The sequence below is a fragment of the Cytobacillus sp. Bac17 genome, assembly GCF_024519925.1.
Taxonomy (GTDB): Bacteria; Bacillota; Bacilli; order Bacillales; family Cytobacillaceae; genus Cytobacillus; species Cytobacillus pseudoceanisediminis.
Genome location: NZ_JALJRC010000002.1, coordinates 288071 through 306656, shown reverse-complemented (window position 1 = coordinate 306656; position 18586 = coordinate 288071). Strand labels below are relative to the sequence as shown.

Genomic DNA, 18586 nt, shown 5'->3' with positions numbered 1-18586 from the left:
GAAGTAGTGTAAAATGAAGGTAACCAAGAGAAATTGTTCATCATCAGGAAGAAACAGCTTGTTCTTCACCATGTTTTCCTGTCACGAACAAGATCATTTATTGATCGCTCTGTATATTCAGGCGGCAGGCCAAACCGTTATGAAGAGCAGGACAAGCTGGCTGTTCACCGGATTTCAGTTCCGGCACATTTAAGCTATCCTCATCCTTCATACAGAAAAGCGAGGTGTAAGATATGAGCTCATTTGATAAAACAATGAGGTTCAATTTTCCTGAGGAACCAATCGAACAAGATGTGAATGAAGTTCTTTTTCAAGTTTATGGGGCCCTCCAGGAAAAAGGGTATAACCCTATTAACCAAATTGTCGGTTATCTGCTGTCCGGGGATCCAGCTTACATTCCCCGCCATAAGGATGCCCGCAATATCATCCGTAAACTTGAACGGGATGAGATCATCGAAGAATTGGTTAAATCATACTTAAAACAGCAGCGTGAGGGGTAAACATGCGGACTATGGGACTGGATGTCGGCTCTAAGACAGTCGGCGTCGCTCTAAGTGATGCGTTTGGATGGACAGCGCAGGGCTTGGAAACCATCAAAATCAGCGAGGAAGAAAAAGAGTTTGGTTTTGAAAGAATTAGTGAAATAATAAAAGAGCATGAAGTCAGTAAAATTGTTGTCGGCTTGCCTAAAAATATGAATGGAACCATTGGCCCCCGCGGAGAAGCAAGCCAGTTCTATGCTTCAGAGCTGGAAAAGCTATTTGGTCTTCCAGTCGTATTATGGGACGAACGTCTCTCTACAATGGCAGCTGAAAGAGTTTTGCTTGAAGCGGATGTCAGCCGCAAGAAACGGAAAAAGGTCATTGATAAAATGGCAGCCGTCATGATTTTACAAGGCTTTTTAAATAGCCAAATTTAATGAGGTGAACAGAAATGAACCATGGAGATAACAACATTACTGTAATTGACGAGGAAGGCAACGAGCAGCTTTGCGAAGTATTGTTCACGTTCGATTCCGAAGAATTCGGCAAATCATATGTCCTGTACTACCCAGTGGGGGCAGATGAAAATGATGATGAAGAAATTGAAATTCATGCATCGGCATTCAGCCCAAGCGAAGACAGCAAGGACGGCGAACTGCAGCCAATCGAAACAGAAGAGGAATGGGATTTAATTGAAGAAATGCTTAACACATTCCTTGATGAGCAGGAAGATTAATAAAACTGGCCCCCGGGCCAGTTTTTTTATTTTCTCTGGATTTCTGATATTAGTTCAGATGGACCATAATTAATAAAATCAGGAGTGAAAAATGTGGAAAAAATTGGCGAATCTTTTTGGTTTTTGTAATATCCTGCGACTTCCAAAAGAAAATATAGTATAATAAGCCGAGATGTATCAGGAATTATTCTTAGGCCTGTTGGCAAGCAAGCATACTGGTTAATTTACAGGATAACATCATGATTTAGCCTGTCTTTTGCAAAAGAAGCCAACGTCTTTGGAACGGAGGGGATATGTGATGTCGGCAGACGATAAAAAAGGGAAAAAAGAAATAATGCGCGAAAAAATGATTGAGCGCCAAGGGGAAGCGAAAGTAGTCCGGAAAATTGTAATGATTGTTGCAATCATATTATTAATCTCAGCTGCTGCAGTGATTGGCGGCGGATATTTTTATATTAATTCAGCTTTAAAGCCTGTTGATCCCGACAATGATAAGCCAAAGAAAGTAGAAATACCAATCGGTTCATCTGTTACAGGAATCGGCACTGTTCTTGAAGAAAATGGAATCATCAGGGATGCACGTGTATTTAAATATTATGTGAAATTTAAAAATGAAGCTGGATTCATGGCAGGAGAATATGAATTAAAGCCTTCCATGAATATGAAGGAAATCCTGGATAGCTTGAAAACAGGTAAAGTTATGGAAGAAATGGCTTTCAAGATCACCATTCCTGAGGGAAAACAGCTTGAGCAAATTGCAGGAATTATTGCCGAAAAGACTGATAAAAAACCTGAAGACGTTCTGAAGAAACTCAATGATAAAGCGTTTATTGAGTCGTTAATGGCAGAATATCCTAAATTGCTGACAAAGGAAATCCTTGCACAAAATATTAAGTATCCCCTTGAAGGATACTTATTTCCGGCAACCTATCCTTTTTACAAAGAAGATCCGACTATAGAGGAAATTGTCAAAGTTATGCTTGATAAAACGGCATCAGTTATTAATGAATATAGAGGTGACATGGAGCAGCGGGAATACACCCCGCACAAATTATTGACAATGGCATCGCTCATTGAGGAAGAAGCAACGGCGAAAGTAGACCGTGATCAGATTGCCAGTGTTTTCTACAATCGGATAGACACAGGAATGCCGCTTCAGACAGATCCAACTGTCCTGTATGCACATGGAGAGCATAAATCAAGGGTCCTATATAAAGACCTGGAGATCGACTCGCCATACAACACTTATAAGTATCCTGGACTGACGCCAGGACCAATTGCCAATGCCGGCGTTTCATCGATTGAAGCAGCATTGGTGCCTGCAGAGACAGATTACCTGTATTTCCTGGCTACCTCTACAGGAGAAGTGCTTTTCTCAAAAACTCTGGATGAGCATAATCAAAAGAAAGCACAGCATATAACAAATAATTGAACAGCAAAAAGGGGAATGTGCAGATATAGCATTCCCCTTTTAATTATGGTAAAATAGATCAGGTGTTTTATTACAGTGAAACTTCAATTAGTGGGGGCCTTATCCCCGCTAATTGTTAGTTGAGGCCCACAGGATGTGGGTCACAAAGACATTGCCACTGGACAAGGAAAGCTACGGCAGCGATACATCGCACGACCGAAAGCGCAGCTTTTGGAAGGACGTGGCGTTCTTAGTATTTGTTCTTCTTTCGTACCTTTACGGACAGTTTGACCTCACATATACTTCTTTGATTTTCATTCAGTCTTGGAGTGGGGTCTTATTGTCCGTTAGACTGCGATATAGCTTTGCAATAGCGTAAATCACGGACAAGCATGGATACAGGCTCACCTAAGCCGGAATGCCGCACAGCGCATTTTCACATCCTATCTGTGAACGCTATTTTTTCATGTCTAAATAGAAAAGCGGCTGAGACCTGTGAGTCCCTGGGAGCCGCAGCTTGACAATAAAATTCCGTCTGAACGAGGTGATGCCAGCTTGATGAACGATAAGCTGCATGCATATATAGAGGAAATAATACCTGAAAGACCCCAGTTACTGGACAAAATGGAGCAATTCGCCAGGGAACATAATGTACCGATCATGGAACTGGCAGGGATCGAGGCAATGCTTCAGCTTTTGCGCATCCAAAGGCCTAAAACGATTTTGGAAGTAGGCACAGCAATTGGCTATTCTGCTCTCAGAATGGCATTTGCAGTTCCTGAAGCGAAAATTGTAACAATTGAACGCGATGTTGAACGTTATCAGCTTGCCGAGCAATATATAGATGAAGCCCGGAAAAAGGAGCAAATCCTTATTATAAAGGGAGATGCTCTGGAAGTTGAGGAGGATGTCAAAAAACATGGACCCTATGATGCTATATTTATTGATGCAGCAAAGGGACAATATCAGCGTTTTTTTGAATTATATTCCCGCTATCTCTCTTCTGATGGCGTAATCATTACAGACAATGTTCTTTTTAAAGGTCTTGTGTGCGAACCTGATATAGAAAATAAACGTATCCGGAATCTGGTTAAAAAAATTGATGTTTTTAATAAATGGTTAATGAGTCATCCTGAATACCACACAGTTATTTTGCCTGTTGGGGATGGCGTGGCAATTAGTAAAAAGAGGTGATCATAATGAAAAAACCTGAACTCTTAGTAACACCCGCAAGAGTTGAAGATATCGAGCAGCTTGTGTCGGCTGGTGCAGATGCCTTTGTTGTAGGTGAACAGCGTTTTGGACTAAGGCTTGCAGGAGAATTTACAAGGGAAGATGTGCAAAAAACGGTGGGAATTGCCCACGAGCAAGGGAAAAAAGTGTATGTAGCGATGAATGCTTTATTTCATAATGATAAAGTGCCTGAACTCGAGGGCTATATCAGTTTCTTAAAAGAAATAAATGCAGATGCTATCATCTTTGGGGATCCTGCTGTATTGATGGCAGCCCGCTCGGCTGCACCTGATATGAAGCTTCATTGGAATACTGAAACTACTGCAACAAACTGGTATACATGCAATTACTGGGGCAGAAAAGGTGCTAAACGCGCAGTCCTGGCAAGAGAGATTAATATGGATGCCATCATTGAAATAAAAGAAAATGCTGAAGTGGAAATTGAAGTGCAGGTTCATGGCATGACTGCCATGTTCCAATCTAAGCGCTCCTTGCTTGGCAATTATTATGAATACCAGGGAAAAGCTCTGGAAGTTGAAAACCGCAAACAGGAAAGAAATATGTTCCTTCACGATAAGGAACGGGAAAACAAATACCCGATCTTTGAAGATGAAAATGGCACCCATATCATGAGCCCTAATGACATCTGCATTATTGATGAACTGCAGGAAATGATTGAAGCTGGCGTTGATTCATTTAAAATTGACGGGGTATTAAAAAGTCCTGAATATATTATCGAAGTCACTAAGCTATACAGAAAAGCTATTGATCTATGTGTTGAAGACCCGGACCAATACGATGAAATAAAAGAGGATCTACTCGCTGAAATTGAAGAAATTCAGCCAGCAAACCGTAAGCTTGATACAGGATTCTTCTTTAAAGAAACCGTCTACTGATTTGACTAAATTAAAAAGAAAGAGGAGGAAGCTTTATGGCAGCGGTAAAAGAGAAAATTTCCGAAATTGTCAACGGCAAAAGGGTTATTGTAAAGAAGCCTGAATTGCTTGCTCCGGCAGGAAACCTTGAAAAGCTGAAGATTGCCGTCCACTATGGTGCAGACGCCGTGTTTATTGGCGGACAGGAATATGGCCTTCGTTCGAACGCAGGCAACTTCACTTTTGAAGAAATGAAAGAGGGCGTGGAATTCGCCAAAAAATACGGAGCTAAGATTTATGTTACAACCAATATTTTTGCGCATAACGAAAATATTGATGGTCTTGAGGAGTATTTGCTGGGCCTTAAAGAAGCAGGAGTAGCAGGAATTATTGTAGCAGATCCGCTTATCATTGAAACCTGCCGCCGTGTTGCACCTGAGATAGAAGTCCATTTAAGCACGCAGCAATCCCTGTCTAACTGGAAAGCAGTGGAATTCTGGAAAGAAGAAGGATTGGAGCGTGTCGTCCTTGCGCGTGAAACAAGTGCGGAGGAAATCAAAGAAATGAAGGAGAAGGTAGACATTGAAATTGAAACCTTCATCCACGGGGCAATGTGCATTGCTTACTCCGGACGCTGTACACTCAGCAATCATATGACAGCCCGTGATTCCAACAGAGGCGGCTGCTGTCAATCCTGCCGCTGGGATTATGATTTATACCAGCTTGAAGGCGAGAATGAAGTTCCTTTATACAGCGAAGGAGATGCTCCTTTTGCCATGAGTCCGAAAGATCTTAAGCTGATTGAATCAATTCCCCGTATGATTGAACTGGGAATCGACAGCTTAAAAATAGAAGGACGCATGAAATCCATTCATTACATTGCAACAGTAGTCAGCGTGTACCGTAAAGTGATTGATGCCTATTGTGCAGATCCAGATAACTTCAAGATTAAGCAGGAATGGCTTGAAGAGCTCGATAAATGTGCTAATCGCGAAACAGCTCCCGCTTTCTTTGAAGGGGTTCCTGGGTATAAAGAGCAAATGTTTGGAAATCATAGCAAAAAGACGAATATCGATTTCGTTGGGCTTGTACTGGAATACAATCCGGATACACAGGTTGTTACCCTTCAGCAGAGAAACAAATTTCAGCCTGGAGAAGAAGTGGAATTCTTTGGTCCGGAAATTGACAATTTTACACAAGTCATCGATAAAATATGGGATGAAAAAGGCAATGAGCTGGATGCAGCGCGCCATCCGCTTCAAATTGTTCAATTTAAGGTTGATAAGCCGGTATACCCTAACAACATGATGCGAAAGGAGCTCTAATCAATGAAACGCAAACCCGTTGTAATTGGGGTGGCCGGCGGTTCCGGCTCAGGAAAAACGAGCGTAACCAAAGCGATCTATGATCGTTTCAAAGGGCATTCAATCCTTATGATCGAACAGGACTATTATTATAAGGATCAGACTCATCTGCCTTTTGAAGAAAGATTGAAAACGAATTATGACCATCCGCTTGCATTTGATAACGACCTGCTAATTGAACATATTGAAAACCTGCTGAGATATGAACCGATTAACAAGCCTGTATATGATTATGCCATGCATACAAGGTCCGAAGAGGTAATTGAAGTCGAACCAAAGGATGTCATCATTTTAGAAGGCATTCTGATCCTTGAGGATGAGAGGCTCCGTAATCTGATGGACATGAAATTATATGTAGATACGGATGCCGACCTGCGTATTATCCGCCGCTTATTCAGGGATATAAAAGAACGGGGACGCACCATGGATTCAGTTATAGAACAATATGTAAATGTGGTACGGCCGATGCATAATCAATTTATAGAGCCGACCAAAAGATATGCTGACATCATTATTCCTGAAGGCGGGCATAATTATGTTGCCATCGATTTAATGGTCACAAAAATTCAAACAATTCTTGAACAAAAGTCATTTTTATGAAACAATAGCATTGAAAATGTTCAATAGGACTTATCCTTTTACCGAATGGCTATGTTGCTTGCGATCAGCATTTTAAAATTATCAGAGCCAGTGAACATAAAAAGATGATCTGCGCGCCCTTTAACAAAGGACGCGCTCCTGTTCATTTTCCTAAAAATATGATAAAAAGAAGTACATACATTATAGAACACATACTTTTAAAGATGTGTAATTCGAAGGAGTGAAGGTTTTGGCTACAGAAAAGGTTTTCCCAATGACACAAGCAGGTAAAGAAAAACTTGAGCAGGAACTTGAATATTTAAAATCGGTTAAACGCAAAGAAGTGGTTGAACGTATAAAAATCGCAAGAAGCTTCGGGGATCTTTCCGAGAACTCAGAATATGATTCAGCGAAAGAAGAGCAGGCATTTGTTGAAGGCAGGATTACCACTCTTGAAAATATGATCCGCAATGCAAAGATCATCCAAGAAGAAGAAATGGCCGGAGATATTGTGGGACTTGGCCGTTCCGTTACTTTCGTAGAGCTTCCAGATGGAGACGAAGAAACTTACACTATCGTGGGAAGTGCTGAGGCGGATCCATTTGAAGGGAAAATCTCAAATGATTCGCCAATTGCCAAAAGCCTGATTGGCCGTACAGTTGGAGATGAAGTGACTGTTCAGACTCCGGGTGGAGAAATGAACGTACGTATTGTTTCCATTAAATAAGAATAGCTGGTTTGAAATCAGAAAACCTCGTCAAGACTTTTGACGAGGTGTTTTTTATGTGGAGAAAAAGAGCAGCAGGCTGGCTAATCGTTAGTTTCATGGTCCTTGGTTTTCTTATGGGCAGACTGATACAGCTGCAGCTTGTTTCAACAGAGCATTTTACAGACAGAGAAATTAATTTATTGGAATCGAGTGTCCGCCAGCGTTCCCAGGAAATGATTATTGATGCAGGAAGAGGGAATTTCCTGGATCGCAGCGGAAACCCAATGACATTTGAAAATAAATCTGTTCTTATATTATTCCCCTTCCTTGCAAGAATGGAATGGGATATAAATAAGATATCTAAGATTACAGGTGCTTCGGAGTATTCCTTGCGACATTCAGTTGAGAATGCAAAGGAGCCTTTTGCTTTTGGAACCCCAGAGCCAATTCAGCTGTCATTCGAGCAGATGGAGGACATCAATGCATTGAAAATTCCGGGTGTCTTTGCTGTTGAGAAGAAATACAGCCGTTCCGAAAAACCTGCAGCCCAGCTTATTGGAATTACTGGACAAAATCAGAACGTTTTAAATGAAAGATATCCGAACAAAGATCTGTCTTCTGACACAATGATCGGCATTACCGGCATGGAGAAAAGTTTTGATGAGTTTCTGCTTCCTGAAGGAGCATCAAAACTTGTTTATCATGTGGACGGGACAGGCGGCCCGCTGTTTGGGATTGATGTAAAATATGTTGAGCCGGCAAATCCCTTTTATCCGGTCAATATTAAAACAACCTTGGACTACGATTTGCAGATGATGACCGAAAAATTGGCTGATCAGCATGGGATTAAAAAAGGGGGAGTTGTCCTCCTTGATATAGAGACTAATTCAGTTTTGGCTATGGTGTCACGTCCATCCATTAACAAAGATAATCCTTTTGATGAAGAAAGCAGCGGAACAGTAAATCATATGATTAAACAGCAAATTATGGGATCAGTTTTTAAAACAGTGGTGGCAGCTGCGGCAATTGATCAAGGTCTGGACGATCCGAAAAGGCAATTTGACTGCAGCAGGAAAATAAACGGGGAGCCTGATCTTAAATACCAGCATGGGATGCTGAATTTTAATGATAGCTTTGCCAGAAGCTGCAATAATACATTTGCTTCCATTGCTAAGGAGCTAAAAGATATTAACCCGGATCTCCTTGAGGAGTATGCAGATAAACTTTCATTAATGGGTCCTGTGAGCTGGCAGGGGGATATTTATCATTTTAATGATTTCAAACAGCTTCAAGACGAAGAAAAAGGACGAGTGTTTCTGTCAGAAGATGCAAAAAAAGACAGTAATTTTGCAGGCTTGACAGGGATCGGACAGCATGAAGTGAGAGCCACTCCACTTGCTGTTGCCAACATGATGGCAACTATAGCAAGAGGAGGAGATAAAGAAATGGTCCGGGTTGCTTCTAAAATAGAATATAAAAACAGTACATCTCTTATAGAATTCAAGGAGCAGAAGCTGGAGGGAGATAAAATTGCCCCTTTTACCGCTATGAAGCTTCAAAGGCTGCTTAGGGAAGTAGTATTAAATGAAGAAGGGACCGGCCGCTGGTTTAAAGAACTTCCATACGAGGTTGCAGGCAAATCGGGCACTGCAGAAACAGGTATTATGGCAGATGGGCAACAGCTTCACAATAAATGGTTTGCGGGTTATTTTCCTTATAAAAACCCAAAATATGCCCTTGTAGCTGTAAACCTGGAAGTTACTGAAGACACAGGAGGAGTAAATCCGCTTTTTTCTGATATTGTGAAAGAAATCTATAACAATAATCATAATGAAGAAAATCCTCCATCTGGCTCTGCAGACTCTTAAACAAATATGGTATAGTGTAACTTTCCTCATGCTGCCGTCGTCCATATAACTGCTGGCAGTGCCTGAGTCCATAGGTTATTCCTTTTAAGATAACCTGTTTCCATGTTAGAATGTTGACAGCCGCTGTTTAGGTTTTAATATTGATTCTATCAACGTATGTAGATTTTATGCATATGCACTGAGTTGATTGGAGCGGAGGGCGCTTTACTCCTGCGGGAAGCTCGCAGCACTCCCCGCGGGTTCGCTGCGGCCTGTAGCGGAAATTAACGGACTGATTTATAAGTAAAAATATATTATATTAGTGTATCAAACAGCACCTTTAGATATTTACTTGTAATCTTGACAGATTTGGGAGGAGAAAGCCTTGAAAGGGAATAGCAGAGAATCCCGTTTTGGAAAACGGGAAAAAAGAAAAAAAACCAATATCATTTTAAATAGTCTTATTGCATTTGTTATCGTCCTAATTATTGTTGTATCAGCCAAAATATTCCTCGGCGGAAATAATGACCAGGCGGTTCCTGCTGATGAACAGACAGCATCTGAATCGAAACAAAATGAGAGCAGCCAGGAAGACCAGGACAATGACATAGAGCAGGATAAGAGTAAAGACAAAGAGAAAGCAGATAAAGAATCTGATAAAGAAGAAAAAGAGGCTGAAGAGAATGAAGCTGAAGATGAGTCTGAGGAAGATAAAGAACAAGTCGTAACAGAAGGCGGAAGCGGGCCTGATGTTGAAAAAACGATTGAAAATCCAGCATGGAAACCAGTCGGCACATCTCAGTCCGGAGAACATACTGCTGTCTACGATCAAAATCATGTGGATTGGCAGGAAATGCTCAGTGCCATTTCATATGCTACAGGTATCGAACAGGGCAATATGACTGTTTGGTTCCTTGGCAATAATGGGCCAAACAGCTCTGTTGGGACAATTTCCACAAAAGATCAAAGCGAAAAGTACCGAGTATATATTGACTGGGTTGACGGAGAAGGCTGGAAGCCATCCAAAGTGGAAGTTTTAAATGCAATAAATTAATTAGGTAATAAGGACGCCAGCGGCGTCCTTATTTTTTTGCCTTAAAGTGCACCACTGCCGAGTAATACGTTCTCCCATTCTCATCGAGATGCATTTGATGGGAAACGTGATGGACGGTTAAAAGAATTGCTTTATTATGCTCAATTTGTGCATTTATCTTCTTTTCAAGATCTTTTAAAGCAAGAGCCTCAAAGAACTCAACCTTATCTTCTATCAAATCAAACTGAAAATTCATTGTGATTCCCCTTCCCTTCCATACTGTTTTCACTATTTATTTTATGGGGTGCATTTAAGTCTGGCAACTTTCAATTCTGGATAGGTGGCTGTATGGATAGATTATCGAAAATGGCAAACATCCCGTCTATGATGGTAGAATAGACTTTGGATATTGCATATGGGCATTCTATTACTTATGAATGCAATCAAAAGCTTAGAAAAATGAGAAAGAGGTTTTATTTATGAAAATAGCTATTATTGGAGCAATGGAAGAGGAAGTAACATTACTTAGAGATAAAATAGAAGAAAAGAGCCAGGAAACGATCGCCGGGTGCGAGTATACAGCAGGGAAAATGAATGGCGCGGAAGTGGTGCTTCTCCGTTCAGGCATAGGCAAAGTAAACGCAGCCATGTCCACAGCTATTCTTTTGGAGAGATATAAGCCGGATTATGTAATTAATACCGGTTCTGCTGGAGGCTTTAATCCTGAACTGAATGTGGGAGATACGGTAATCTCCACGGAAGTTAGGCATCATGATGTAGACGTTACTGCTTTTGGCTACGAATATGGCCAGGTGCCCCAATTGCCGCCTGCTTTTGAAGCAGACAGCAATCTGGTGCAGATCGCTGAAGCGTGTGCAAAGGAAATCGGGGATATCCAGGTTGTCAGAGGGTTAATTGCAACAGGTGATTCTTTCATGAATGATCCTGCAAGAGTTGACTATATCCGTGATAAATTTACAGACTTGCAGGCAGTAGAAATGGAAGCAGCGGCGGTGGCACAGGTTGCCCATCAATTTCAGATTCCTTTTGTTGTCATTCGTGCACTTTCTGATATTGCTGGAAAAGAATCCGATGTTTCATTTGAGCAATTTTTGGAGAAGGCGGCACTTCATTCCGCTACGCTGGTAATGAAGATTGTCGATTCTCTAAAGCAATAATAAAGGATAACGGCGTTTTGGCGGCTTTTCATCATGGGAAGCCGTCTTTTCGTAATATCAGCACCTATATGTTTGGACTTCGATAACTGTCTAGCTTCAGGTGCCTTCTGCTTTTCTAATTTAGATGTTTTTCCCTCGCTTACAATATTTACATCACCTTCACAACTGCCATATATGTTAAAGTAGGATTATAGTCTTTTATAAGATCTATTCCATAGAAGGTGATAATAAATGAAAAATGAAGCAAAGCATTTATTTGAAAAAATGGTGGATTTCAAGCGTTTTGCAATTTCTATGCTTGCTGTCGGATCATTTTTTTACATTGGTTTGATTATCCCTGACACTGCAAACACAGTTTCTGATTTATATATAATGGCTGGATCTTCTTCAGCTTTCCTGTTTGGCTCGATCCTTTTCTTTATCCTTTCAAAACGATGCCGAAGTAAATTGAATGAAACGGATGAAGGACAGGAATACCTAATGAGGAAATAAATAAAATGAACGTCCGGATTTCCGGGCGTTTTTTTTATTTAATAAAAAAATTAATAAAAATAATCAAAAAAGGTTTACAAACCATATAACTGTGGATATAATTACCAATATAAGTGAAAATATTCTAAAAAGGAGGTCGAATGAAATGATGTTAAAAGCAATTGTATTAGAAGCACAGCTAAATAAATATTTTACAAATTCGACCTACATGGAATGGATCGCTTAGATTTGATTAATTGACATTACATATCCATGCCGCAGGGAGAATTGTGCCCTGCGGTTTTTTATGCCTTATGGCCAGGCCGCTGGGAGTGTATCTCTTTGCGGCTTTTTTGTGCCTTCAGGCTGGATATGAATAAGGAGGTGGAATATCTAATGACACTAAATATATTATTTTTGACAGTCACAATAAAAAAACGTCAATTATCAGCAGAAGATGTTGTACGCGAACAATTGGCTAAAAAAATTATCGATCAAAACCGTGATCGTCAATTCTCTATTTACCGTCCATTTTAATTTAAGTATAAAAAATTAGGAAAGGTGGTTTGCTAAATGTTTTACATTTTACAAGGACGTCAGGCAATTTTCTGGGTGGAGAAAGATTCCACCTAACAAAGCTGTAACCGGTTAGGAGGTATGGTGCATGTCTTTGCATATTTTAATTTTAACCCTGAAATTCCGTAAAAAAAGGAACTGATCCAGTTGATCCGGATTAACAGAATGTTCATATTCCTCTCCTTTTCTGAAGCAGAAACCATGTTACATTAAAGAAATAAGGAATTTAATAGGGGTGGGAAAGATGTTTTGGATCGTAATGGGATTGGTTGTATGCGGCACTATCGGCTGCATCATATCGGCTGAGGTGAGCGTAGCCGAGTAACTTGGAATAAAAGAAAAAGGACTGACTTTGGGATTGAAAAGTCAGTCCTTTTTGTTTGGGAAAATCCAGAGAAATAAAACGATTCCAGAAACTCCAAGCAATATCAGCAAGGTCTTTAAAGAAAAACCTTCGAAAATAAATTTGGCTAGGCTGTCAAGCAGAACAATAAAAAAAACGAGAGCTAAAATGATTCTCTGGGCATTCAAATATCAAGACCTCTTTCTTCCAAAGCTATGTATTGGGAATACCAGCCATAATTATTTATTACATGAATGATTATATCCTATTACTGTGACGGATAGCTTGTCTAATTGCAGAGAAAATGAAGAATAAAATATTTTCTGAAGAAAATATCTCGATTGGACAGACAAAAACAACTCCATTCATACATAGGAATTAGTTATAGACGTTTTTGAACGCATTCAAAGCGGGGGTGGAACGATGTCCGGTATTTTAACTGCACTCGGGTTTTTGGTTAAGGAGATTGTGTTTCTTGTATCTTATGTAAAAAATAATGCATTTCCTCAACCGCTGTCTCCTGCAGATGAAAAGAAATACCTGCGATTGATGGCTGCAGGCGATGCACATGCCCGTAATATGCTTATTGAACATAATCTAAGGCTGGTCGCCCATATTGTAAAGAAATTCGAAAACACAGGCGAGGATTCTGAAGATCTGATATCAATAGGGACAATCGGACTGATAAAGGCCATTGAGAGCTATTCAGAAGGTAAAGGCACAAAACTTGCCACCTATGCAGCCCGCTGTATTGAAAATGAGATACTGATGCACTTGCGGGCATTGAAGAAGACGAAGAAAGATGTATCCCTTCATGATCCCATCGGGCAGGACAAAGAAGGAAACGAAATATCCCTTATTGACGTTCTTAAGTCGGAATCTGAGGATGTTATTAATACCATACAGTTAAATATGGAGCTGGAAAAAGTGAAGGAGTATATTGATGTTTTAGATGACAGGGAAAAAGAAGTAATTGTGGGTAGGTTCGGGCTTGACCTGCAAAAAGAAAAAACACAAAGAGAAATTGCCAAAGAGCTTGGCATCTCTAGAAGTTACGTCTCCCGTATTGAAAAGAGGGCACTGATGAAAATGTTTCATGAGTTTTATCGGGCGGAAAAAGAAAAAAGGAAAAATAACAGCTAAAGGGACAGTTCAACTGTCCCTTTGGTTTTTGTATAGGAACTATAAAATGGAGCGTTGTGAATAAATCCGCGAAATGTTGTCTGCATCCAGCTCCAGCGCCCGGGTCATAAGCCAAATCACTCCAGAAATCAGGCAAGGAACGCTTCGGCAGAGATGCTTCGCCCGACCACAGCTTGCTTTGGGAGGTTTCCTGCGTGAAGTCTTATGCCTGTTGGACTTGCACAGGATGTACAGACTGCAGCGTTCGCCATTGAACGTGGCGGTTTTAGTTGAAGTTCCTATGATCAAGTAGCTTTCGTTTTGGTTATTCTATTCTTCCGTTTTTTGACAAAAGCTGCCAATTTTCACCGCTGTCTGCTGATTCATATAAATCTTTGAGATACGTTGAAACTGCAAGTGTTCCGCTAGATTTATTATCGGCAGCAATGTATGTAATAGGGTTGTCATAGCTGAGAAAAGGGATTTTAATATGTGAGTTTTCCATCGTTTCAAGATCGATTTTACTCATTTGCACCTTTTCCTGATCTGCATACGCATAGTACAAGCTATTTTCCGTGAAGGTGAGTGCTGTAGCCATGATTGGATCAGATACTAATTTTACATTTTCACCTCTATCCTCTGAGAAGAAGATGCCGCTTCTTGTGGACATAGCCATGATTTCCGGATCAGTTGGATGTGCCGCGATCATACCAAGTGTGTCACCCTCAAGCCCATTTAAGCTGACTGGCTCCCATGTTTTACCTGCGTCCTGAGAGCGGTAAACACCTGCCTCAAGCTCTTCGCTTTTTTCCTGGTTGATCATGTAGATTATATTTGTATCATAGCCGGCAGCTAAAAAAGGAAAGGAACTTGTTCCGCTAAAAGCCAGGTCTTTAAAAGAAGCTCCTTTATCAGTGCTTTTCACAATACCAAGAGGGTTTTTTATGACGGAGTTCTTATCAGGCTGGCCGCTGACAATAAATCCATCTTTGACTGCCTGAAAACCCATGTAGTCATGGTTAAGGGAAGTGGCCTCATGCCAAGTGCCATCTTTATAAAACTTTAAGCCATCGCTGGACGATAGGTAGAGTGCAGTATCATTTCCCGGGTATCCAATTCCTTGAATATGCTCGATTTGCTGAGCTGATGCCTCAATAATAGTATAGTCAGCCTCATCTGAAGTTTTACTTGATGGTTCATCAGCAGTTTTTTTACTTTGCTCTTTCTCAGCAGAACAGCCAGCTGCGAACAATAACAGGAGAACTGCCAAAATCATTCTGCCTTGTTTCATTGATTTCACTCCAATTCATATCAGTTTAACGGATATTATGATTATCGATGTCATTATATAGTATTTCAGCGTAAAATAAAAAACCCTTGCCTATGGAAGGGTTCAGATAAATAGCTCCCTATAAAGAGTGAAGAAAAAACTTATTCCGTTCCTCTTTTTTAAAATCGGAAAGGTGCTTAGTTACTTTGCCGGATCCTTTGCAGACAGGGCAGGTTTTCTTTATGAATTTATATGCTGTAATATTGCCTGTACCTTTGCATTTTTTACAGATTGAGATAATTTTCATTTAACACTCCTCCCATAAAATTCCTTCTAGTATATCCTATGAACCATTCTAAGAGAGGTGCTGGGAACATACCGATTTTCACCGGGATTTTAGTGTAAAAGCCTAATCGCTGGTCCATAAATTACATATCTTAGTAATAGAAGGCGAAGGGAGGTAAAGGTTATGCCTTATGGTTATGGCGGTTATCCCGTTCCCCCTCCTTATCCATGCGGTTATTATGGAGGCGGAGGATTCTGGCTGGCCCTCGTAGTTGTACTGCTGATCCTGCTGCTTGTTTTTGGAGGATTTGCATACTATGGCGGCGGCTATTTCAGGTAGAGATATAACCAGAAGTTGGCTCATACCAAGGGTATGGGCTTCTTTTATAAGAATATTTTATAGAAATTTCGGAAAAATCGCGGTATAATATTTCTGTAATCGAAATTTTTTATGGGGGGATCATATGACTGTAACAGCCTATTCGTCAGTTTGGGATTTGGATGTCTTTTTTAAGGGTGGAAGCGACTCAGCAGAATTTGATCAGCATTTACTGGAAACAAGAAAGCATATTGATTCATTTTTTAATCAAATACATAACTGGGAGCCTGCTAATTCAGCTGCAGATTCAGCTGCAATAAGTGAAATCATTGAGCTTTTCCAGCAGACGGCAAGAAAAGTGCGTCAGGCTGGTGCTTTTGTGAGCTGTCTTCAGGCCCAAAATACCGAGGATAAGAAAGCGAAAGATCTTAGAGGGACAACTACGGAACTTAGTGCAGCTTTTCAAAACGCTTTAACGGCATTTGATCAGAAGCTTGCAAGTTTAGATCAAAGTTCATGGGAGCAAATTATAAATGATAAGGATTTAATTGAGCTTTCATTTGTATTAAACGAACGCCGCGAAAATGCCTCAGAAAAACTTTCGCAAGAGGAAGAAACGGTCATTAATGCCCTTGCAGTTGATGGTTACCACGGATGGGGACAGATGTATGACGTAATAGTAGGAAATATAAAAATTCCTTACACTGAAAATGGCGAGATAAAGCAGCTTTCAGTTGGACAGGCTGCTAATAAGTTTTCAAGTCCTGACAGAAAATTGCGCAAGGAAGTTTTTGATAATTGGGAAAAATCATGGAACAGCCAGTCTGATTATTTATCTAAAACCTTAAATCATTTAGCCGGTTTTAGATTAAATATATATAAACTAAGAGGCTGGAGCGACTTCCTCAAAGAACCTCTGGACTTAAACAGAATGAAAAAAGAAACCCTGGATACCATGTGGAATGTCATTTCAAGAAATAAAGCACCTCTTATTAAATATTTGGAGAGAAAAGCAAAGCTTTTAGGCTTAGAGAAATTAAGCTGGTATGACCTGGATGCCCCGCTCTCCAAGTCAGAAACAAAATTAACTTATCAGCAGGGTGCAGATTTTATTCTTGAGCAGTTTGCTCACTTTGGAGAAGAAATGACAGCCTTTTCTAAAAAAGCGTTTGAAGAAAAATGGATTGAAGCAGAGGATCGTCCAGGAAAGGCGCCAGGCGGTTTCCATACTTACTTCCCTGAAAGCAGTCAATCAAGGATCTTTATGACATACTCAGGGACACCATCCAATGTTTCAACCCTGGCACATGAACTGGGGCATGGATTTCATACATATGCAATGAGGGACCTTCATTTGCTGAATCGAAATTATGCCATGAATGTTGCTGAGACAGCTTCTACTTTCGCAGAAATGATTGTCTCTGATGCAGCAGTGAAAAATGCTGGATCAGAAGAAGAGAAACTGGCGCTTTTAGAAGATAAAGTGCAAAGGTCTGTTGCGCTGCTAATGAATATCCATGCACGATTCCTGTTTGAAACACGATTCTATGAAGAAAGAAAACGAGGAGTTGTAAGTGCGGACCGTCTGAATGAAATCATGACGGATGCCCAAAAAGAAGCTTATGGAAACGCACTTGATGAGTATCATCCATCTTTCTGGGCTTCAAAGCTCCATTTCTTTATTACTGGCGTGCCATTTTATAATTTCCCATATACTTTTGGATATTTGTTCTCGCTGGGAATCTATGCACAGGCTCTTAAAGAAGGAAAAGGGTATGAAGAAAAATATATAGCATTATTAAAGGATACTGCATCGATGACAGTCGAAGATTTAGCTATGAAGCATTTAAATGCAGATTTAACAAAACCTGAGTTCTGGGAAAGTGCCGTTCAATTATGCATGGACGATGTGGAAGAATTCCTGGCATTAACAGAAAATTAATAAAAGCAGAAGCCGCGCTCTTATTATGAGCACGGCTTTTTTTACATTTTTTTCAGCCTGAAAGGACTTATCATTAGAATGGAAAGTGTCAGCATTATAAAGAGAAATAAAGGTGAAGGCCAATATGGAATTGCCAGAAAGCATAAAGTGGCCAGGCAGCCGGCAGCCGTTATCGGCAAGCCTGTAAAATAGCCATTATTGTCACTGATGCTAAAACGGGCTAGCCGCAAAGCTCCACAGCCGATATATAGAGCAGTTAAGAAAGCTCCTGGTGCCCCAAAATCATAAAGGACTCCCATGTATAGGAGCAGTGCAGGAGCAACTCCAAAAGAAATAATATCACTCATGGAATCCAGCTGCTTTCCTAGATCCGATTCAATATTCATTTTTCTCGCTGCCATCCCATCAAAACGGTCAGCAAGAGCTGCGATAAAGATCAGCAGCATACTCAATTTCAAATTATCATTAATAGAAAATAAAATAGCAAAGCACCCTAAGAACAGGTTAGACAGAGTTAAGATATTGGCTGTCTGTGCCTTTAGCTTCTTGATGGTTAAATCAAGAACATCCTGTAAAAACATGTCAAACACTCCTTGCACCTGGGAATCACAGCCTGCAGACTATAAGAAGTTTTTTCTTATGGGCAATGTGTTAAAGTGTACGTTAATCGGGAAAAATCTGGAAGGATAAAAAGAAGCAATCCACAGTATTTCAAGAAAGCCAAAAATAAAAAAAGTGTCAAATCTGAGGAAGTCTATGGCAAACTTAGTTTTATATGTTATATAATAATATTTTATTCTATGCTTTTTAT

The 18586-nt window shown here is 40.3% G+C and carries 21 protein-coding genes; 18 read left to right on the top strand and 3 right to left on the bottom strand.

The genetic code is table 11. From position 1 onward, the window contains the following. Nucleotides 1-33: 33 nt before the first annotated feature. The 12 genes from NR125_RS05940 (at nt 34) to NR125_RS05885 (ending at nt 10290) form a co-directional block, all read left to right on the top strand. Nucleotides 34-237 carry a hypothetical protein gene (locus NR125_RS05940; RefSeq protein WP_019382892.1) on the top strand — a complete coding sequence of 68 codons (204 nt, stop codon included), beginning with the start codon at nt 34-36 and terminating at the stop codon, nt 235-237. Next, nucleotides 234-500: an IreB family regulatory phosphoprotein gene (locus tag NR125_RS05935; RefSeq protein WP_009333061.1), complete on the top strand. Its 267-nt coding sequence runs from the start codon at nt 234-236 to the stop codon at nt 498-500. The genes NR125_RS05940 and NR125_RS05935 overlap by 4 nt, the downstream gene beginning before the upstream one ends. A 2-nt stretch (nt 501-502) precedes the next feature. Continuing rightward, nucleotides 503-919 (top strand): Holliday junction resolvase RuvX, encoded by a 417-nt coding sequence (gene ruvX / locus NR125_RS05930; protein WP_026041800.1) that lies wholly within the window; start codon nt 503-505, stop codon nt 917-919. Between the two features lie 14 nt (nt 920-933). After that, entirely contained in the window at nt 934-1218 is a 285-nt protein-coding gene (locus tag NR125_RS05925; RefSeq protein WP_009333059.1) for a DUF1292 domain-containing protein, read from the top strand. A 298-nt stretch (nt 1219-1516) separates the two neighbouring features. Beyond that, entirely contained in the window at nt 1517-2650 is a 1134-nt protein-coding gene (gene mltG / locus NR125_RS05920) for an endolytic transglycosylase MltG (RefSeq protein ID WP_019382891.1), read from the top strand. Between the two features lie 537 nt (nt 2651-3187). Continuing rightward, nucleotides 3188-3823 (top strand): O-methyltransferase, encoded by a 636-nt coding sequence (locus NR125_RS05915; RefSeq protein WP_009333057.1) that lies wholly within the window; start codon nt 3188-3190, stop codon nt 3821-3823. A gap of 5 nt (nt 3824-3828) precedes the next feature. Then, nucleotides 3829-4758, top strand: a complete 930-nt coding sequence (locus tag NR125_RS05910) for a peptidase U32 family protein (RefSeq protein WP_071156918.1) — start codon at nt 3829-3831, stop codon at nt 4756-4758. A 35-nt stretch (nt 4759-4793) separates the two neighbouring features. Continuing rightward, on the top strand, nt 4794-6062 hold the full coding sequence (locus NR125_RS05905) for a peptidase U32 family protein (RefSeq protein ID WP_251156161.1): 1269 nt from the start codon (nt 4794-4796) through the stop codon (nt 6060-6062). A gap of 3 nt (nt 6063-6065) precedes the next feature. Then, complete coding sequence (udk, locus tag NR125_RS05900; protein WP_009333054.1) at nt 6066-6701, top strand: uridine kinase; 636 nt, start codon at nt 6066-6068, stop codon at nt 6699-6701. Between the two features lie 229 nt (nt 6702-6930). Continuing rightward, a complete protein-coding gene (greA, locus tag NR125_RS05895; RefSeq protein ID WP_009333053.1) occupies nt 6931-7407 on the top strand; it encodes a transcription elongation factor GreA in 477 nt (158 codons plus the stop codon). A gap of 56 nt (nt 7408-7463) precedes the next feature. Further along, nucleotides 7464-9257, top strand: coding sequence for a peptidoglycan D,D-transpeptidase FtsI family protein (locus NR125_RS05890; protein WP_071156922.1), 1794 nt, complete (start codon nt 7464-7466; stop codon nt 9255-9257). A 364-nt stretch (nt 9258-9621) separates the two neighbouring features. Next, complete coding sequence (locus NR125_RS05885) at nt 9622-10290, top strand: YrrS family protein (RefSeq protein WP_019382887.1); 669 nt, start codon at nt 9622-9624, stop codon at nt 10288-10290. Between the two features lie 28 nt (nt 10291-10318). Here NR125_RS05885 and NR125_RS05880 read toward each other — a convergent pair whose 3' ends face one another. Then, entirely contained in the window at nt 10319-10525 is a 207-nt protein-coding gene (locus NR125_RS05880) for a YrzA family protein (RefSeq protein ID WP_009333050.1), read from the bottom strand. A gap of 223 nt (nt 10526-10748) precedes the next feature. Here NR125_RS05880 and mtnN point away from each other — a divergent pair, with 223 nt between their 5' ends. The 4 genes from mtnN to sigK all read left to right on the top strand — a co-directional run bounded on the left by mtnN (nt 10749) and on the right by sigK (nt 13980). Beyond that, nucleotides 10749-11447, top strand: a complete 699-nt coding sequence (gene mtnN, locus NR125_RS05875) for a 5'-methylthioadenosine/S-adenosylhomocysteine nucleosidase (protein WP_009333049.1) — start codon at nt 10749-10751, stop codon at nt 11445-11447. A 231-nt stretch (nt 11448-11678) separates the two neighbouring features. Then, a complete protein-coding gene (locus tag NR125_RS05870) occupies nt 11679-11939 on the top strand; it encodes a YrhC family protein (RefSeq protein WP_009333048.1) in 261 nt (86 codons plus the stop codon). 375 nt (nt 11940-12314) lie between these two features. Continuing rightward, nucleotides 12315-12455, top strand: a complete 141-nt coding sequence (locus tag NR125_RS05865; protein WP_019382886.1) for a YrzI family small protein — start codon at nt 12315-12317, stop codon at nt 12453-12455. An 805-nt stretch (nt 12456-13260) separates the two neighbouring features. Continuing rightward, on the top strand, nt 13261-13980 hold the full coding sequence (gene sigK / locus NR125_RS05860) for an RNA polymerase sporulation sigma factor SigK (RefSeq protein ID WP_009333047.1): 720 nt from the start codon (nt 13261-13263) through the stop codon (nt 13978-13980). A 304-nt stretch (nt 13981-14284) separates the two neighbouring features. Here sigK and NR125_RS05855 read toward each other — a convergent pair whose 3' ends face one another. After that, nucleotides 14285-15250, bottom strand: a complete 966-nt coding sequence (locus NR125_RS05855; RefSeq protein ID WP_009333046.1) for a F510_1955 family glycosylhydrolase — start codon at nt 15248-15250, stop codon at nt 14285-14287. Between the two features lie 448 nt (nt 15251-15698). Here NR125_RS05855 and NR125_RS05850 point away from each other — a divergent pair, with 448 nt between their 5' ends. Beyond that, on the top strand, nt 15699-15854 hold the full coding sequence (locus NR125_RS05850) for a hypothetical protein (protein WP_009333045.1): 156 nt from the start codon (nt 15699-15701) through the stop codon (nt 15852-15854). 124 nt (nt 15855-15978) lie between these two features. Further along, on the top strand, nt 15979-17775 hold the full coding sequence (locus NR125_RS05845; protein ID WP_251175131.1) for a M3 family oligoendopeptidase: 1797 nt from the start codon (nt 15979-15981) through the stop codon (nt 17773-17775). A 41-nt stretch (nt 17776-17816) separates the two neighbouring features. Here the strand turns inward: NR125_RS05845 and pssA are convergent, their stop codons facing one another. Next, a complete protein-coding gene (gene pssA / locus NR125_RS05840; protein ID WP_009333043.1) occupies nt 17817-18356 on the bottom strand; it encodes a CDP-diacylglycerol--serine O-phosphatidyltransferase in 540 nt (179 codons plus the stop codon). Nucleotides 18357-18586 lie beyond the last annotated feature (230 nt).

What these genes read in the sequence shown, in the direction of transcription:
- NR125_RS05935 (WP_009333061.1), top strand. Translation starts at nt 234, where the DNA reads ATGAGCTCATTTGATAAAACAATGAGGTTCAATTTTCCTGAGGAACCA.
- NR125_RS05855 (WP_009333046.1), bottom strand. Translation starts at nt 15,250, where the DNA reads ATGAAACAAGGCAGAATGATTTTGGCAGTTCTCCTGTTATTGTTCGCA.
- NR125_RS05880 (WP_009333050.1), bottom strand. Translation starts at nt 10,525, where the DNA reads ATGAATTTTCAGTTTGATTTGATAGAAGATAAGGTTGAGTTCTTTGAG.
- NR125_RS05890 (WP_071156922.1), top strand. Translation starts at nt 7,464, where the DNA reads ATGTGGAGAAAAAGAGCAGCAGGCTGGCTAATCGTTAGTTTCATGGTC.
- NR125_RS05910 (WP_071156918.1), top strand. Translation starts at nt 3,829, where the DNA reads ATGAAAAAACCTGAACTCTTAGTAACACCCGCAAGAGTTGAAGATATC.
- NR125_RS05845 (WP_251175131.1), top strand. Translation starts at nt 15,979, where the DNA reads ATGACTGTAACAGCCTATTCGTCAGTTTGGGATTTGGATGTCTTTTTT.
- pssA (WP_009333043.1), bottom strand. Translation starts at nt 18,356, where the DNA reads ATGTTTTTACAGGATGTTCTTGATTTAACCATCAAGAAGCTAAAGGCA.
- udk (WP_009333054.1), top strand. Translation starts at nt 6,066, where the DNA reads ATGAAACGCAAACCCGTTGTAATTGGGGTGGCCGGCGGTTCCGGCTCA.
- ruvX (WP_026041800.1), top strand. Translation starts at nt 503, where the DNA reads ATGCGGACTATGGGACTGGATGTCGGCTCTAAGACAGTCGGCGTCGCT.
- NR125_RS05915 (WP_009333057.1), top strand. Translation starts at nt 3,188, where the DNA reads ATGAACGATAAGCTGCATGCATATATAGAGGAAATAATACCTGAAAGA.
- NR125_RS05850 (WP_009333045.1), top strand. Translation starts at nt 15,699, where the DNA reads ATGCCTTATGGTTATGGCGGTTATCCCGTTCCCCCTCCTTATCCATGC.
- mtnN (WP_009333049.1), top strand. Translation starts at nt 10,749, where the DNA reads ATGAAAATAGCTATTATTGGAGCAATGGAAGAGGAAGTAACATTACTT.
- NR125_RS05865 (WP_019382886.1), top strand. Translation starts at nt 12,315, where the DNA reads ATGACACTAAATATATTATTTTTGACAGTCACAATAAAAAAACGTCAA.
- sigK (WP_009333047.1), top strand. Translation starts at nt 13,261, where the DNA reads ATGTCCGGTATTTTAACTGCACTCGGGTTTTTGGTTAAGGAGATTGTG.
- NR125_RS05870 (WP_009333048.1), top strand. Translation starts at nt 11,679, where the DNA reads ATGAAAAATGAAGCAAAGCATTTATTTGAAAAAATGGTGGATTTCAAG.
- NR125_RS05905 (WP_251156161.1), top strand. Translation starts at nt 4,794, where the DNA reads ATGGCAGCGGTAAAAGAGAAAATTTCCGAAATTGTCAACGGCAAAAGG.
- NR125_RS05925 (WP_009333059.1), top strand. Translation starts at nt 934, where the DNA reads ATGAACCATGGAGATAACAACATTACTGTAATTGACGAGGAAGGCAAC.
- mltG (WP_019382891.1), top strand. Translation starts at nt 1,517, where the DNA reads ATGTCGGCAGACGATAAAAAAGGGAAAAAAGAAATAATGCGCGAAAAA.